Source organism: Pseudomonas sp. GW460-LB5 (assembly GCF_059423245.1).
This window is the reverse complement of sequence record NZ_JBWKXT010000038.1, coordinates 45,473-60,842: the sequence shown is the minus strand read 5'-3', so window position 1 is coordinate 60,842 and position 15,370 is coordinate 45,473. Positions and strand designations below refer to the sequence as shown.

Genomic DNA, 15,370 nt, shown 5'->3' with positions numbered 1-15,370 from the left:
CAGGTTTCAACGTACGTCGTTTTTTGATGTGTTGGCTGCTCGATAGCCGGAAAATTTCCGGCTATTTCAGACCATCCTTAGGACTTTCTCTGCTCACTCTGAGCGTCAGTACCGGGCAAGCTGCAATGGCCGCCGGCGAGAAAGGCGAGGGATTTATCGAAGGCAGCAGCCTGACCATTCTCAATCGAAATCTCTACTTCAACCGCGATTTCCGTAAAGGCCAGTCCAGCAGCTCGGGTAATGGCTATTCGGAAGAGTGGGCGCATGGCGTGATAGGCAGATTCGAGTCTGGTTTCACCGAGGGCACCATAGGCTTTGGTGTCGATGCCTTTGCCATGCTAGGGCTCAAGCTTGACACCGGCGACGGCCGTTCTGGAGCAGGCGGCTCAGTCGACGTGATGCCTTACAACAGCCTCGGGCAGGCTGAGGACAACTACTCAAAACTGGGGGGCGCGGTGAAAACTCGGTTCATGGATACCGAGATCAAGGTAGGCGACGTCTTTCCCGTCAGCCCGGTCGTCCAATACGGTGATGCACGGCTTTTACCGGAGAGTTTCCGAGGTGTCACCGTGGTCAACAGCAGCGTGGAAGGACTGTCGCTTCAGGGCGGTCGCCTCCACTCGATGAGCCAACCCAATACCAGCAGCATGCGCGACGGCTTCGCTACCTTCTACGCGGGCGAAGTGGACTCGCCATGGATCGCCTATTTCGGTGGTGATTACACGCTTAATGACAACGTCGGCTTTAGTCTCTACACCAGCCGCCTCAAGGATGCCTGGAATCAATATTACGCGGGCACCACGCTGAGCTACCCGCTTGCGGACGATGTCGCCTTGATCGGCGGGCTGAACTACTACAAGGCGGTCGATGAAGGGAGGCAGCTCCTCGGGAGCTTCGATAACAACATCTGGAGCGGCAAGGTCGGCATCCAATTCGGCGCTCATACAGTGCTGGTGGGTCTCCAGCGCAACAATGGCGATGATGACTTCGACTACTTGCGCCAATCGGACTCCATCTACCTCGACAACTCCATCCAGTACAGCGACTTCAACTCGCCGAAGGAGAAGTCATGGCAAGTGCGCTATGACCTGGATATGGAGCCTTTCGGTGTGCCTGGATTGAGCTTCATGACTCGATATGCCCAGGGCTGGGATGCCGACTACAGCAACGCCAACGAAGTCTATATGCGCCGTGATGACAACGGCGATCCGTTGACCAACCAGAAGCGCTGGGAGCGGGACATCGAGGCCAAGTACGTTGTGCAGTCTGGGTCGTTGAAGGACATGTCCTTTCGCATTCGACAAGCCACGACTCGCGCCACCGACTTCGAGTCGGATTTGGATGAGTTCCGCCTGATTGTCGAGTACCCGCTGGAAGTTCTCTAACCCTGGCAAGCGAGCGGGTTGATTGCCCGCTCGCTCCTTGGTCCTGCTGTCCCCTCGTAGTGCTCCTTTGGTTTGGAGACAGCCCTTGGCGCCCTAGGGCGCCTTTTTTACTTAGGTTAAAGGACGTATGAAAATGAGTCGGCCACTACACACAAGCGGCCGTGCTGGCAGGCAGTACTACTGGGCGGGATATTCTGCAACGACCTGATCAGAACCCGTCTTGGTCAAGCCAATGACCTGGTAGGCATGCTGTACGCCATCGACTTCCATGCCGGGGGAGCCCGCCGGCATCCCGGGAACAGCGATGCCCAGCAGATCATCGCGCTTGGTGAGTTCGATGACCTGAGCCGCCGGCACATGACCTTCGACGAACTTGCCGTCAATCACCGCGGTGTGACAAGACGCCAACCGCGGCGCAACGCCCAGACTTTGCTTCACTGCCGTCATGTTGCTTTCGACATGGTCGACGACTTTGAAGCCATTCGCTTCGAGGTGTGAGATCCACTTCTTGCAACATCCGCAATTAGCATCACGATGGACATCAATCGTCAGGGCATCAGCGGCTTGAACTGCAGATGTGACGGAGAGAGCGGCCAGCAAGGCCAGATATTTAGCTTTCATGCACGTGCTCTTTGCCATCGGCGTGGGTATGGGTCTTGGGCGAGGCATTCGGAGTTTGCTCGGAATGATGGTCTCCGCCGCTTGGGGCGGCCTCATCCCCGGCATGGTGGTCATCGCTACTCATGTCCGAATGGTGACCTGCCTCAGGTGCGGAGCCACCCTCGCTATCAGTAGCCGCGGCATCGTGATGGCCAGGCTCTCCGGCATCACCTGTTCCATGATGGTCTTCGCCACCGCCGCTATTGCCATGATGGCCAGGCTTATTGTCGCCGTGCTGACCTTCATGATTGTGCATTTGCGTTTCCCCACCACCATGCTGATGGCCGCCACTGGATGCGACGAGTGCTTGGTATTGCTTGGCATCCATCGCCGGCAATTGGTCAAGGAAGGCAACCATGCCCCAGATGTACTCATCGCCCATGCTCTTGCCCCACGCAGGCATACCCGTTGCCTTGATGCCATGCTTGATCACCCAGAACGCTGCTGACGGATTGCCATCGACACCGATTTTGGCGAGGTTGGGAGGCGCAGGATAAAGCGATTGGCTTAGCTCGGTCTCCGCCACACCTGGCGCCAAATGACAGCCGATACACATGGAGTTGTAGTTGCCCGCACCGGCGCGAATAAGAGCTTGATCATCCAGGTTGGGAACCTCGATGTTCCGCGAACGGACTTCGATAGAGCGGTCACGGGCCATCGTGAGAAACGCATGCACTGCAGGAAAATGGGGATCGTCGGCCCCCACGTTGACCACGCCAAAGTAGGCACCGGCCAGGACAGCTGTGCTACCGACCACGCCGGCCGCCACCAAAGTTTTAATTGTTCTTTTCATGTCAGGTTCTCAAAACCACATCCGGATACCGGCGACAAAACGCGCCTCGTCTACATCACCTCCCTCGTCGCGCACCATGTCTGCCGTGTTGCCATAGGAGCGGCTCCAAGAAACCCCGATATAGGGGGCAAACTGCCGGACAATCTCGTAACGCAGACGTAAACCGAGCTCGGTATTGGCCAACCCGGACCCCACACCTCGCTCAGGATCGTTCTTGCCGTAGAAGTTCATTTCGGCAGTTGGCTGGAGAATCAGCCGGTTGGTCAGCAGAATGTCGTACTCGCCCTCCAGTCGGGCAGCAGTTTGGCCATTCTCGCCGACGAAGGCCGTGGCTTCGGCCTCAAAGGCGTAAAGCGCCATGCCCTGGATACCGAAGGCGGCCCAAGTCTGCGGCGACTCCGGTTTGAAGTCCTGGCGGACGCCCGCGACGACATCCCACCAAGGGCCGATCGAGCGGCCGTACAGCAGCTGTAATTCAGCGTCCTCGGTAACGCCGTTGGTACGCTCGCCTTCGGAGCGGAACCAGACCCGGTTGATATCACCGCCTACCCAACCCGACGCATCCCAGGCCAGGGTGCTGCCCTCATCTGCGTCTTGGTATTCGAGCTGATCGAGCAGGAAAAAGCTGTTGATGGCGCTGTCATGCACCTTGTGGCCAGGCAGTGGCGGGAAAGCCGCTTGGCGATCAGCATCCGTCAGAACGGGAATCGGCGTACGACTGGTAGTTCTCGGGGCTTCAGCGGAGCCATGGTTCATCTTCGAATGATCCATGCCCTCCATCTGTCCCTGCATGGTGCCGTGTCCCATCTTGCTGTGGTCCATGGCTGGGGCCTTCTCTTGGCTCTGGCTGTGGCCCATCTGGCTATGGTCCATGCTGCCCGATTCGCTCTGCATGGCACCATGATCCATCTTGCTGTGATCCATGCCCTCCATCGGCGCTTTGGCGGAACCGTGGCCCATCTGGCTGTGGTCCATCGACATGGAGCCGTGCCCCATTGCCGAATGATCCATTTCTTCCGCAGCCTGGGTAACGCCGCCGCTGAGTGCACTCAGCGACACGACCAGCGCTATGAGGGACGGGCGTGAAAACCTAGTGGTCATGGTTCGAACCTGCTTCGGCTTCGGTGCCGCCATGCTTATCCATCATCTTCTCGTGCCCCATATCGTCATGGTTCATGCCCTCATGATCCATGGTGCCATGATCCATCTGCTGGCCAGCGGCCTTGCCTTTCGATTGATCTGCAGGCTTGTCACTGATGGCCTCGGGCGCAGCCGACTCGGCAGCATGTTGTTCGTGCTCGCTGTGCCCCTCACCTGCCAATGACGTCGGCGCGTACAAAGCAGCCAAAAAACTGAACATCGCTGCGCTGCCAAACAGGGCATTACGCTTCATAAAAGTACTCATCAGAAATCTCCTTTACTCATCCACACGGACTTCACGGAACATGCCCATTTCCATGTGGAGCAACAGGTGGCAGTGGTAGGCCCAACGCCCCAACGCATCGGCGGTCACCCGATAGCTGCGCTTGGAACCTGGCGGCATGTCGATGGTGTGTTTACGCACCAGGAAATTGCCGTTCGCATCCTCCAGATCACTCCACATGCCATGAAGATGGATCGGGTGAGTCATCATGGTGTCGTTGACCAGCGTGATGCGAACACGCTCGCCGTACTTGAGGCGTAGAGGCTCGGCGTCAGAGAACTTGATTCCATCGAAGGACCAGGAGAATTTCTCCATATGCCCGGTGAGGTGCAGCTCGATGGTGCGACTTGGCTCACGCCCGTCCGGATCAGGGAAGGTGCTGCGCAGGTCAGAGTACGTCAGCACGCGCCGGCCGTTATCACGCAGGCCGATACCTGGGTCGTCCAGCTTGTGCGTCGGCGTCATGGTCTGCATGTCGACCAAAGGATTGTTGGTCTCTGAGGCCGGGTGTGCCTGCATGTTGCCAGCCATGCCAGCCATGCCAGCCATGCCAGCCATGCCAGCCATGTTTGAATGATCCATTCCGGCCATCTGGCTGTGATCCATACCAGCCATGCCACCCTGCATGCTGCCATGATCCATTCCCGCCATATTGCCCTGATCCATCCCGGCCATGTTCCCGTGATCCATACCGCCCATGCTGCCGTGATCCATACCCATGTCGCCCATGGCAATCAGCGGACGCGGGTCGGGGCTGGGTACTGGTGCACTCAACCCCTCCTGTACAGCAAGGGTGCCGCGCGCATAGCCAGTGCGATCCATGGATTGTGCAAACACGGTATACGCCTGTTCGCTGTCTGGTTCGACGATCACGTCGTAGGTCTCGGCCACGGCGATACGGAACTCGTCGACGCTGACCGGTTTGACGTGCAGACCATCGGCCGCAACCACAGTCATCTTCAGGCCCGGGATGCGCACATCGAAATAGGTCATCGCCGAGGCGTTGATGAAGCGCAGGCGGATCTTTTCGCCTGGTTTGAATATGCCGGTCCAGTTGCCATCAGGTGCCTGGCCGTTCATCAGGTAGGTGTAGGTGTAGCCACTGACGTCGGCGAGATCAGTCGGGCTCATCTTCATTTCGGCCCACATCTTACGGTCGGCTACGGCGGCGGACCAACCCATCTCGCTTACGTCATCGATGAAGTCACCAACGGTGCGTTTGTGCTGGTTGTAGTAGTCCGACTGTTTCTTGAGCTTGGCCAGTACCCGCGTTGGATTTTCATCCGTCCAGTCGCTCAGCAACACGACGTAATCACGGTCGTAACTGAAGGGCTCGGGCTCCTTGGCATCGATGACCAGCGCACCGTATACGCCGACCTGCTCCTGGAGCCCAGAATGGCTGTGATACCAGTAGGTGCCGTTCTGGTTGACCTTGAACTTGTACTCATACATGCCATCAGGGGCGATGCCATGGAAGCTCAGGCCAGGAACGCCATCCATGTTCGCCGGCAGGATGATGCCGTGCCAATGGATGGAGGTGTCCTCCTTGAGGCGGTTGCGCACGCGCAATGTGACGGTATCGCCTTCGCGCCAACGAAGAATCGGCCCAGGGAGCGAGCCGTTGATGGTCATGGCCGTGCGCGCTGCGCCGGTGATGTTCACCGGGGTTTCACCGATGAATAGGTCGAATTCGTTACCAGTCAGTACGTTGGGCTGGCCGGGGCTGTTCACCGCCCAGACCGGCGTGCGCCACAGGCCAAGTCCGCCGATAATACCGGTGGCTGCCAGGCCTTTGACGAAGGTGCGCCTTGTGGTTTTGCTTTGCATGCCGTTTTGTCCAATCCGTCAAATGAGCCGGTGATGGTGTGCCCGGTCTCGGGTTCATGGCTGCTTCAATGTCGGGGATTTACCCCTCAACTTTCCACGTCGGTGCATTGCACAAGCCTTACCGACGATGAGCAGTATGAAACTGCCATATCCCAACCATCCGGGTGATTACATTTCTGTAAGGTAGATGACTTCAGCAGTTGGTGTGCTCTGCTTGCTCGGTTGGACTGCTGGCTACAGGAGCCTCAACTTTCTGCTGCTGGGCCACCCGGTAGGCCTCCAGAGACGTCTGGCGTGCCTGCTCCATGCGCGCGAAGGTTCGGTCAGCACCACCTTCAGCCATTGCCAAGCTGGAGATGCTCAGAGCAGTAACTACAAGCAGAGCTTTGATCGATTTCATTTTGGGTATTCCTCGTAAGTTAAGTGGTCCCTGCAACTGCAGAGGCCGAGCTTTAGGCTCGATGTCACGTTAACTAAGAGGGCCTGTCAGCAACCTGAGCCGAACATTACAGTTCTGTCAGGTTGCTATTTCTTTCTTGTAGCCCATCCAGAAGGCTCGGTACTGTCTTTCATGCCCTCATAAAGCCTTGCGAATTTCTTGAGAGGGCATGCTCGGCAGCGATGCCTAAGCTACTCAGGGTCATTCGCACCCGCGGATAAGACCACCAACAATTAAGAGAGATTGTCACTATGTCGAATAAATCCAACGTCGCTACCGGTGCCGCTCTGGCTCTCGTGGCCGCCAGCCTGTTTGCTACCCTGCCTGTCCAGGCCGCCCAGGACACCAAAGCAGCTGAAGTGAAGTGCTTCGGCGTCAACGGTTGCAAGGGCCAGAACGACTGCATGACCGCCAAAAATGCCTGCAAAGGCCAGGGAGAATGTAAAGGCCAGGGTTTCAAGCTGATGACTCAGGCCAAGTGCGATGAGGCCGGTGGTAAGACCAGCGAATAATGCCGTTGCGGGGAGTGCCTGCCACTCCCCTGCTGGAGTCTTGAATGAGTAAGCACAAAACACTGGGGTTCGGTCTTGGCCTTCGCAGTGAGTATTACCAGCAGATTCTTGAACAGCGACCTGCGGTCGACTGGTTTGAGATCATTTCCGAGAATTACCTGGTGGGCGGTGGCAAGGCCCTCTACTTTCTCGATGCGATTGGCGAGCAATACCCGTTGGTGATGCACGGAGTATCGCTGTCGATCGGCGGTTCACATAACCTGGACATGGGCTACCTACGACAGCTCAAGCAACTGGCGGACCGGATACAGCCCCAGTGGGTTTCCGACCACTTGTGCTGGAGTCGCGGCAACGCCCATCAACTCCACGACCTGCTGCCGCTGCCATTTACCCAAGAAAGCCTGCTGCATGTCGCCGCGCGGGTGCGTCTAGTGCAGGATGTTCTGGAACGTCCCATTGTGCTGGAGAACGTTTCCTCTTACGTGCAGTGGAAGACGTCCAGCATGAGCGAATCGCAGTTTCTCTCGGAACTGAGTTTCCTGACCGGTTGCGAATTGCTCCTTGACGTGAACAACGTCTACGTCAGCGCACGAAATCAGGATTTTGACCCATGGCAGTTCATCTTGGAATTGCCGCACGAGCGGATTCGTCAAATTCATCTGGCCGGGCATAGCGATTACGGGCAATACCTCATCGACACCCACGACCAGCCCATCGCTGACCCGGTTTGGGCGCTCTACAGCAAGACTTTGAGCTACTTGGGTCCAACGTCGACGTTGATCGAGCGGGATGATCATTTTCCACCGTTCGAGGATCTGTTATCCGAGTTGGAGCATGCCCGAGCTATCGCCAATGGCGTGATATCGAGGGCAACCCTTTGAGCCTGAGCGCCTTACAGACTGCATTTGAAACTTACCTGACAGATGGTGCCCTGCCCTCCAACGAGCTTTTGGAGCAAGTCCGGGGTTGCACTGCGCTGAGTGCCCTCGAAGGCCTGCGGATCTACCATAACGCCTATCGCTCGCGCCTGCTGGCGGTGCTGCGCGAGGATTTCCCGGCGCTGCAGCAATGGCTGGGAGAAGAGTCGTTCGAGCAACTCGCACTGGCCTATTTCACCGCCTGGCCACCACGGCATTTCAGCATTCGCTGGCTTGGTGAGAAGCTGCCCGAGTTTATTGGCAGCTACATTGCGGAACCTCAACTTTCACCGATTCGCGAACTCGCGGAGCTTGAGTGGGCTTTTACACTGGCTTTCGATGCGCAGGACGTCGAAGCGCTTTCACTGCAGGCCATCAGTGAGTTTTCGGCTGAAGACTGGGTTTCATTCAGGGTTTCCCTGACTCCATCTGCCAGATGGCTGCGATTGCAGTACAACACCCTGGCGCTGTGGAAGGCTGCCAAGTCTGGGGATCTGCTTCCCGTTGCCACCCAACCAGCCGGGAATCGAGACTGTCTGGTCTGGCGTCATAACCTCGTATGCCAGTACCGAAGCCTGGAGCCAGAAGAGGCGTCAGCATTGCGGTTTTTCGTCGAGGGTGGATCGTTCGCCGAACTCTGCGAGTCATTGAGCGCAACACATGGAGAGCAAGCCCCCCTGCAGGCCGCAACTTGGTTGAAATTGTGGGTCAACGAAGGTTTGCTAAAGCTCAGGGCAACTATTCACGAATGACCCGGAACCTATAGGCTAGCGACTTCTCTTTGGCCACTCCCGAGCGCGTCTATGACACACCGCATCATTCATTTCAAACAGCAAGCCTTGCTGGACCCAGAGACTTACCAGGCGATGCTGGCCGACGGCGTAGGTCATTGGGAGGCGCTTGTAGGAAAAGTCGTCGGAATAGAAGACGAGAAAAGCCACGAGTTCGCCGCATTGAAAAGCCTGTTCAAGCGAAAGCGCTACTCCTATGACACGCTGGAAATGCGCGAGCCAGGCAATCACTCAAACTGGCTTCGCGGCCGAGATGGGGAAGAAGGTATTACTAACGAGGTCACCAGTATCCACGGGCTGAAAGAGCTCTCAGAACTGGAGATTTAGTCGGTCGGCAGGCCAGCGCTCAAGCGCTGACCTGGGCCGCATAACCAAGCTCCTGGATCAGCTCGCGGATCGATTCGGCACTTTCTGTGCTCTCTACAGTGACCTTGCCGGCTGCCCGATCCACCTCTACGCGTGCGTCCTGATCCAGCGTCTGGATGGCCTTCGTGATTTTGCTGACGCAACTGCCACAACCCATACCCGAAACATTCAGGCTGAACATCTCTCTCACCTCATTTCGTCCGCGGCTCAAGTTACCGCACAGACAGTATCGACCTTGACACGATGGCAAGGTCAAGTGCGCAAACGCAACAATAAGGCTCAGCCGTTGTTCACAGGCATCAGGATGGGGTTCGATGAACACACCACTACGTGCCTTGCGCCCCTCGTCAGGGCGACATACAGATTCTGAGCGGTCATAAGTTCAGGATGCAGAACAACCGAGACATCCGCCTCGAGCCCCTTGAGAAGTAATGTGCTGCCTACCGAGCGTCTTGCGATGGGGCGGGCAAGGTGTCGATTGCGTTCTCGCGCTTGAATGGCTGCACTCAGAAAGTCGGCTGTACCTCCCGCCACAGCTTGCATAGCGGACCGGCAGCAGTGCAGAACTTCCGGTCGGTACACCCGTGCCCCCGGCTGTTCGGCGAGGGCGTTGAGCACAAGGAGTGCTCGCTGCGGTGTTGGCTCCCCGACGAATGCGACGGCCTCGGCCTCGGCCGGGGTCGGTGGCGTTCGGGCACGTCCTGTGCGCAGAGACTCCACACGCGTTCGCAGGTTTGCTGCACCTACCCCCGTCATCACGCTTGAAGCAAATTCCGCAAGTTGTGCCAGAGCATTGGCACCCTGCAGGTTAAAGTTCCTGGCGAAGTTGACGAGGTCCCTTAGGTCGACGGCTTCGACGGCCATGGCGCCGGGTGTCTGGCTCGTGAGCTGATGGCGACCTTGCACGTTGATGGAGTCCCCGATGATGAGGACGCTGCCCCGAGCGTTGGGTGACTCGGTTCTAGCGGCCACCAGCCGCTGCTGGACTTCGGTCCCGGCGTTGAGCTGCACCCAGCGCACTTCAGCCGGAGCCGTGCGCAGATCCACCGGCTGGCCAGCTTGAAGTTGTTGCCGTATGGCGAGCAGCCACTGCCCGAGGTTCTCAGCGCCGGCCAGTCGCCAGCGCCACGGCGTCCCCAGTTCTCCCGCTGCCGGGAATTGGGGTAGTACCTCGTTCGTCCAATGCACCAGTCGGTTGCCACGGAAGTCGAAGATGGCTTGCATTGGATCACCGAGCACGCAGGTCGGAAGCACCTGGGCTAAACCTGAAACGATAGCGTGCTGGACCACATTGCAGTCTTGGTACTCGTCGACAAGCAACCGCGCGTAGGTGGCACGGAGAGACTGAGCAAGGTGGCCAGCGTGCAGTAACTGCCTGGCAGCCTCTCGAATTGCAGGGTAGTCAGTGTTGGGCTGGTGGAGCTCCAAGATTTGCGGGTTATGGCCGCTTCGCGCCGGGAACTTGGCGATGAGGCGCATCGAGAATCCGTCGATGGTGGATACTCGATAGGCGGAGCTAGGGACGCCGGCGCGTCTCAGGCGTGCCCGTAAGGCCGCAACGCCTGCGTTCGTATGCGTTAGTACGAGGATGGGTTTGCTCTGTCTATGCGCGATGAGCGTCTCGGCAATCAATTGCGTTTTTCCACAACCTGCGGGGGCTGTTATGGAGCCACGCTCGATAGCAAAAAGATCAATCTCAAGGGGCACTTGTAAACGTCCAGAGCTGATTCGTGACTGCCATGAAGCCCGGGTCGGCGTTCTGTAGAGACGGGCCGACGATGTCCCTTGCAACCTCCTGATAGGTTGTCAACGACTTGAACCACCCGCTGTTGCGGATACGAGATGCAGCTCCCAACAGCTCTCGCGTCGCGGGCGAGTAGCCCTGAATAAGTCTTTCAGATTTGATGTCATGTAGTGTCACACGTCCTTGGGACTTCGACTGGATGTGTGCGTTCATCAGCTCTGCACCCACTATTGCTTCGGCTTTCGCCAGAAGTGCATCGAGTGCTTGGTCACTGAGATGGCGGAAGATCTCGTCCTCCAAAGTGAGGCTTGGTCGCCATGTAAGAATTTGTCCGCCTGCGGCCAAGAATGCTTCAGGGAGCCCCGCGGTCGAAGGCTTGTCGGCGTCTACAAAAACCATCACGCGATAGCCTAGGTTCTGAAGTGCTGTTCCACGGATAAGACTGTTATCGGGACTTCCTCCGCCGGCGTCCACATAAGCGCCGCCATGAGCCAGGAATGAGGTAGCGCCAAGACTGACCCACCATTGATCAAGGCCACGCGCGAAGCCAACCTCGCTGGCACCCTCGCAAACGATAATGGATTTGGCGAGGAATGCCTCTGGGTCCTTCCGAAGGGTACTTTGTACTTCGTTGGCCTCCCCTGCCGCCATAACGCTGTGGCGTTGAGGCCCAGACCGAACAACGAATAACTGGCTGCCGGACAATTCGCGCAGCGCGACCGGTGAGTGAGTCGTCATGAAGACCTGCAGCGGAGCGGCAGCGTCCTTTGCGCCCAGGGAGTCCAAGAATCGCATGAGCCGATGAGGTTCAAGCCCATATTCCACCTCATCGACAAGAGCAATTGGCGCGGCGCTAGCTGCAGCTCTTTGCAACCCTGCCACTAGCAATCGCGACGAGCCCGTGCCAAGGGAGCGAAGGGGAATGCCTGTGTCGCTGTGCAGCGCGATCGCACCCTCGCCAATCGACACAGAATGTGCGTCAAGGAGTGCTTGTGGCATCGCTCCAACCGAAACCCCAAGATGCTGAGCCGTGCGTTGCACCACCTCAAGCGTCTGAGTTAGATGTCCGGCGGCTTGATTGCCAAAGTTCGCTCTTGCTTGCCTCGCGGCGCGCGCAAGTTCGGCACCTAGCTCTGCACGCTCGTCAGTAAGTCGATTGAGCACTGAGCCACGACTCCACGACAAGTTCGAACTCGCAAAGCTGCCGATACGGGCGGGTGCTAGTGCCGCTCGTTCCTTCCAGGGAAGAGTGCGTTCGAGTTGCTGCTGCTCCGCACGCTCAGAAAAAAGTGTCCAGGTAGGTTCCAAATCGGCACCAACTTGCAGAAGCAAGGTGATAACGGTCTCCAGCCCCGCTCGCGGTTCGTCGTCGACTTCTCCCGTTCCTGGATTGAATCCACGCAAGAACTCGCCGTAAACATCGATATCCATCAGCGATACCGGCAAATCGCCAAGCGTCACACTGATGGTGATGGGTGTTTCGACGTTCAGAGCGAAGAAGTCCATGTCGCCGAACGTGCCGCCCCGGCGGGCACCGACGCAAAGGTCAATCGCATCTAGAATGCTGGACTTTCCACTATCGCCAGGACCTATGAGGCAGTTAATTCCTGGGGCCGGCACCCAGTCGAGCGCCTGGATAGATCGGAAGTTGCTGATAATCAGTCTGCGAATGCGGGCCACGGAGAGTCCTCATGGGTTAACGACGACCAGTCTCCTACCCGCAGCGGCAACAGTCCATAGAACGTCACCTCGTCACTATGTGTTGCGACAGATAGGTCGGACCGGAAACTACCGTACGGCATTTTCCGGTCAGATGCGCTTCTGAATAATCACCTGGTCGGTGGTATGGAAGCCTATCCCATGTCCGTTGATTTCAACCTCAGAGCATTGAAGACCACCGACGCCGAGCTGACACTCATCGCCAGCGCAGCAATCAAGGGCGACAGAAGATGCCCCGTCAGCGGGTACAGCAGCCCCGCTGCTAGCGGGATTCCCATCGCGTTGTAGATGAACGCAAAGGCGAGGTTCTGCCTCATGTTTTTCACGGTTGCCACTGACAGGGTGCGCGCTCGCAGGATGCCGATCAGATCTCCCTTGACCAGCGTCACTTGGGCGCTGTTCATCGCCACATCGGTACCGGTGCCCATGGCGATACCTACGTCAGACCTGGCCAGGGCGGGCGCATCGTTGATACCGTCACCCGCCATGGCGACACGACGGCCATAGCCCTGCAAATCGGCGACTAGTTTCTCCTTATCCTGCGGTTTGACCTCACCATGCACTTCCTCGATTCCGAGCTGCTGCGCCACGGCTCTTGCTGTGGTGAGGCCATCACCAGTGGCCATGATGACCTTTACGTCTTCGCTTTGAAGCTTGGAGACAGCCTGTTGAGAAGTAGGCTTGATCGGATCGGAAACGGCCAGTAGTCCCGCCAGGCGGCCATCAACGGCCAAATAGATGATGCTGATGCCTCCCAGACGCAGTTGCTCGGCGCGATTGCGCAGCGGGGTAATATCGACGCCCGCCTCGTCCATCAGTGCGGTGTTGCCGAGCTGCAGCTGATAGTCATCGACCTGGCCGCGCACACCAATACCCGAGCCAGATTCGAAAGTGTCCGGTTTGACCAGTGCAATGCCCTGACCGCGCGCATGATCGACTATGGCATGAGCCAGCGGGTGCTCACTACCCTGGTCGAGACTAGCAGCCAGGCGCAGCACTTCATTGGAGTCGTAACCGCCTGTCCCTTCCGCACTATGGAATACGGGACGCCCCTCAGTCAGGGTTCCAGTCTTGTCGACGATGAGCGTGTCGATCTTGCATAGATTTTCGATGGCGCTGGCATCGCGGAACAACACACCGCTGCTAGCGGCCTTGCCAGTCGCAACCATGACGGACATCGGGGTTGCCAGACCCAGAGCGCAGGGACACGCAATGATTAGCACCGCCACCGCATTGATCAGGCCAAATACCCAGCCTGATTCCGGCCCTAATAGCCCCCAGCCGAAGAAGGTCAGAATCGCGATCAGGATCACCCCGACCACGAAATACCCTGCCACCGCATCAGCCATACGCTGCATGGGGGCCTTGGAACGTTGGGCTCTGGCCACCATCTGAACGATCTGCGACAGCATGGTCTCGGCACCGACCTTCTGCGCCTCCATCACCAGGCTTCCATGGGTGTTCATGGTGGCACCGATAAGGGCATCCCCTACCCGCTTGGTCACGGGTAACGGTTCTCCGGTAAGCATCGACTCGTCGACGGCGCTCTCCCCCTCTAGAACCGTACCGTCCACCGGGACTTTCTCTCCCGGCCGGACACGTAGGTGGTCGCCCTGATGGACATGTGTCAGCGGAATATCTTCTTCCTGGCCATCGTGCTTGATGCGACGCGCAGTCTTTGGTGCCAGCCTCAGCAGTGACTTGATGGCTGCCGAAGTCTGCGAGCGGGCCTTGAGTTCGAGCATTTGGCCCAACAGCGTGAGTGAGATAATCACTGCGGCTGCTTCAAAATAGACGCCGATACGTCCGTCCTGGGCAAAGGCCGCCGGAAACCACTGCGGAACCAAGGTAGCGGCCACGCTGTAGAGGTAGGCAGCGGCCGTTCCCAAACCGATCAGGGTCCACATGTTGGGGCTGCGGTGGCGGATGGAGTCAATGCCGCGGGTGAAGAATACCCAGCCACCCCATAGCGTCACGGGCGTCGCCAGAGCCAGCTCGACCCAGTTCTGGGTCGTGCCATGAAACAGTTGCAAGGAATGGCCGGCCATCGCCAATACGGTCACGATGACGGTCAACGGTAGGGTCCACCAGAACCGCAGCGAGAAGTCCTTCAGCTCTGGATTTTCCTCCTCTTCCAGCTCCGGGATGACAGGTTCCAGCGTCATCCCGCAGATCGGGCAGTTTCCGGGAGCCGGTTGACGGATTTCTGGATGCATCGGGCAGGTGTATTCAGCACCTACAGGTGTCGATGTGGGTGCTGGAGTCGCGTGCTGGTGATGCTCCCCATGAGACTGATGGCTCATGTACTGATGAGGATCTGCTTGGAATTTCTCTAGGCACTTCGCACTGCAGAAATGATAGGCCTTCCCTTCAAAGCTCTCGCGATAAGGGCCATCAGGTTTGACCTCCATGCCACACACCGGGTCGCGCTGGCTCTCGGAGTGGGCGTGCGAGTTATGTGAATGATCCTGGTCATGATGGCAGGAGGTCTTTTGCATGCGATCTATGTCCTTTCTTCGTCCTTGGAAACAGCGGTGCTGCTGGAGTGGGAGTGCCCGCCGTGATTGTGGCCAAACAGATGCATCAGCGGGCATAGCAGCAGGATGAGGTACGGCAGGGCCTGCGAAAGATGACCGTAATGCTCACGCGCTACATAGAAGATGCCGATTACGGCCAGCATGATCAGCGCAATGCCAATCTTGCTCTTCCAAAAAGGCGGCTCAGTGGTACTGGTGTGATGGGTATGGTCCACGACAATAGCCTCGTTTCAATGGCGGCCGGATCAGTATAGGTG

16 protein-coding genes are annotated in these 15,370 nt (G+C 57.8%); 5 read left to right on the top strand and 11 right to left on the bottom strand.

The features are described 5' to 3' along the window. Positions 1–125 precede the first annotated feature (125 nt). Positions 126–1,385, top strand: coding sequence for an OprD family porin (locus AC07XM_RS21105; protein WP_017675719.1), 1,260 nt, complete (start codon positions 126–128; stop codon positions 1,383–1,385). Between the two features lie 177 nt (positions 1,386–1,562). Here the strand turns inward: AC07XM_RS21105 and AC07XM_RS21100 are convergent, their stop codons facing one another. From AC07XM_RS21100 to AC07XM_RS21075, 6 genes are all read right to left on the bottom strand, one after another. Then, on the bottom strand, positions 1,563–2,006 hold the full coding sequence (locus tag AC07XM_RS21100) for a DUF411 domain-containing protein (RefSeq protein ID WP_024616829.1): 444 nt from the start codon (positions 2,004–2,006) through the stop codon (positions 1,563–1,565). Then, complete coding sequence (locus AC07XM_RS21095) at positions 1,996–2,838, bottom strand: c-type cytochrome (RefSeq protein WP_024616828.1); 843 nt, start codon at positions 2,836–2,838, stop codon at positions 1,996–1,998. The genes AC07XM_RS21100 and AC07XM_RS21095 overlap by 11 nt, the downstream gene beginning before the upstream one ends. Positions 2,839–2,847: 9 nt before the next feature. After that, positions 2,848–3,939, bottom strand: coding sequence for a copper resistance protein B (locus AC07XM_RS21090; protein WP_024616827.1), 1,092 nt, complete (start codon positions 3,937–3,939; stop codon positions 2,848–2,850). After that, on the bottom strand, positions 3,929–4,243 hold the full coding sequence (locus tag AC07XM_RS21085) for a hypothetical protein (RefSeq protein WP_024616826.1): 315 nt from the start codon (positions 4,241–4,243) through the stop codon (positions 3,929–3,931). The genes AC07XM_RS21090 and AC07XM_RS21085 overlap by 11 nt, the downstream gene beginning before the upstream one ends. A gap of 12 nt (positions 4,244–4,255) precedes the next feature. Continuing rightward, positions 4,256–6,088: a copper resistance system multicopper oxidase gene (locus tag AC07XM_RS21080; RefSeq protein ID WP_102689661.1), complete on the bottom strand. Its 1,833-nt coding sequence runs from the start codon at positions 6,086–6,088 to the stop codon at positions 4,256–4,258. Between the two features lie 193 nt (positions 6,089–6,281). Next, positions 6,282–6,488, bottom strand: coding sequence for a co-regulatory protein PtrA N-terminal domain-containing protein (locus AC07XM_RS21075; protein WP_003139535.1), 207 nt, complete (start codon positions 6,486–6,488; stop codon positions 6,282–6,284). Positions 6,489–6,778: 290 nt separating this feature from the next. Here AC07XM_RS21075 and bufA2 point away from each other — a divergent pair, with 290 nt between their 5' ends. The 4 genes from bufA2 to AC07XM_RS21055 are packed head-to-tail and all read left to right on the top strand — an operon-like array spanning position 6,779 to position 9,074. Next, positions 6,779–7,039 carry a BufA2 family periplasmic bufferin-type metallophore gene (gene bufA2 / locus AC07XM_RS21070; RefSeq protein WP_004577564.1) on the top strand — a complete coding sequence of 87 codons (261 nt, stop codon included), beginning with the start codon at positions 6,779–6,781 and terminating at the stop codon, positions 7,037–7,039. Positions 7,040–7,083: 44 nt separating this feature from the next. After that, positions 7,084–7,920: an MNIO family bufferin maturase gene (gene bufB / locus AC07XM_RS21065; RefSeq protein ID WP_024616824.1), complete on the top strand. Its 837-nt coding sequence runs from the start codon at positions 7,084–7,086 to the stop codon at positions 7,918–7,920. Then, entirely contained in the window at positions 7,917–8,708 is a 792-nt protein-coding gene (locus AC07XM_RS21060) for an HvfC/BufC N-terminal domain-containing protein (protein ID WP_024616823.1), read from the top strand. The genes bufB and AC07XM_RS21060 overlap by 4 nt, the downstream gene beginning before the upstream one ends. A gap of 51 nt (positions 8,709–8,759) precedes the next feature. Continuing rightward, on the top strand, positions 8,760–9,074 hold the full coding sequence (locus tag AC07XM_RS21055) for a hypothetical protein (protein ID WP_024616822.1): 315 nt from the start codon (positions 8,760–8,762) through the stop codon (positions 9,072–9,074). Between the two features lie 19 nt (positions 9,075–9,093). On the opposite strand, the gene AC07XM_RS21050 is transcribed toward AC07XM_RS21055, so the two are convergent. From AC07XM_RS21050 to AC07XM_RS21030, 5 genes are all read right to left on the bottom strand, one after another. Further along, positions 9,094–9,294, bottom strand: a complete 201-nt coding sequence (locus tag AC07XM_RS21050) for a heavy-metal-associated domain-containing protein (RefSeq protein WP_003139539.1) — start codon at positions 9,292–9,294, stop codon at positions 9,094–9,096. Positions 9,295–9,392: 98 nt separating this feature from the next. Continuing rightward, complete coding sequence (locus AC07XM_RS21045) at positions 9,393–10,820, bottom strand: UvrD-helicase domain-containing protein (RefSeq protein WP_024616821.1); 1,428 nt, start codon at positions 10,818–10,820, stop codon at positions 9,393–9,395. Beyond that, on the bottom strand, positions 10,810–12,537 hold the full coding sequence (locus AC07XM_RS21040) for an ATP-dependent nuclease (RefSeq protein ID WP_024616820.1): 1,728 nt from the start codon (positions 12,535–12,537) through the stop codon (positions 10,810–10,812). Before AC07XM_RS21040 ends, AC07XM_RS21045 begins: the two co-directional genes overlap by 11 nt. A 173-nt stretch (positions 12,538–12,710) precedes the next feature. Next, entirely contained in the window at positions 12,711–15,074 is a 2,364-nt protein-coding gene (locus AC07XM_RS21035) for a heavy metal translocating P-type ATPase (protein WP_158248164.1), read from the bottom strand. Positions 15,075–15,079: 5 nt separating this feature from the next. Then, positions 15,080–15,328 (bottom strand): DUF2933 domain-containing protein, encoded by a 249-nt coding sequence (locus tag AC07XM_RS21030; protein WP_003246761.1) that lies wholly within the window; start codon positions 15,326–15,328, stop codon positions 15,080–15,082. Positions 15,329–15,370 lie beyond the last annotated feature (42 nt).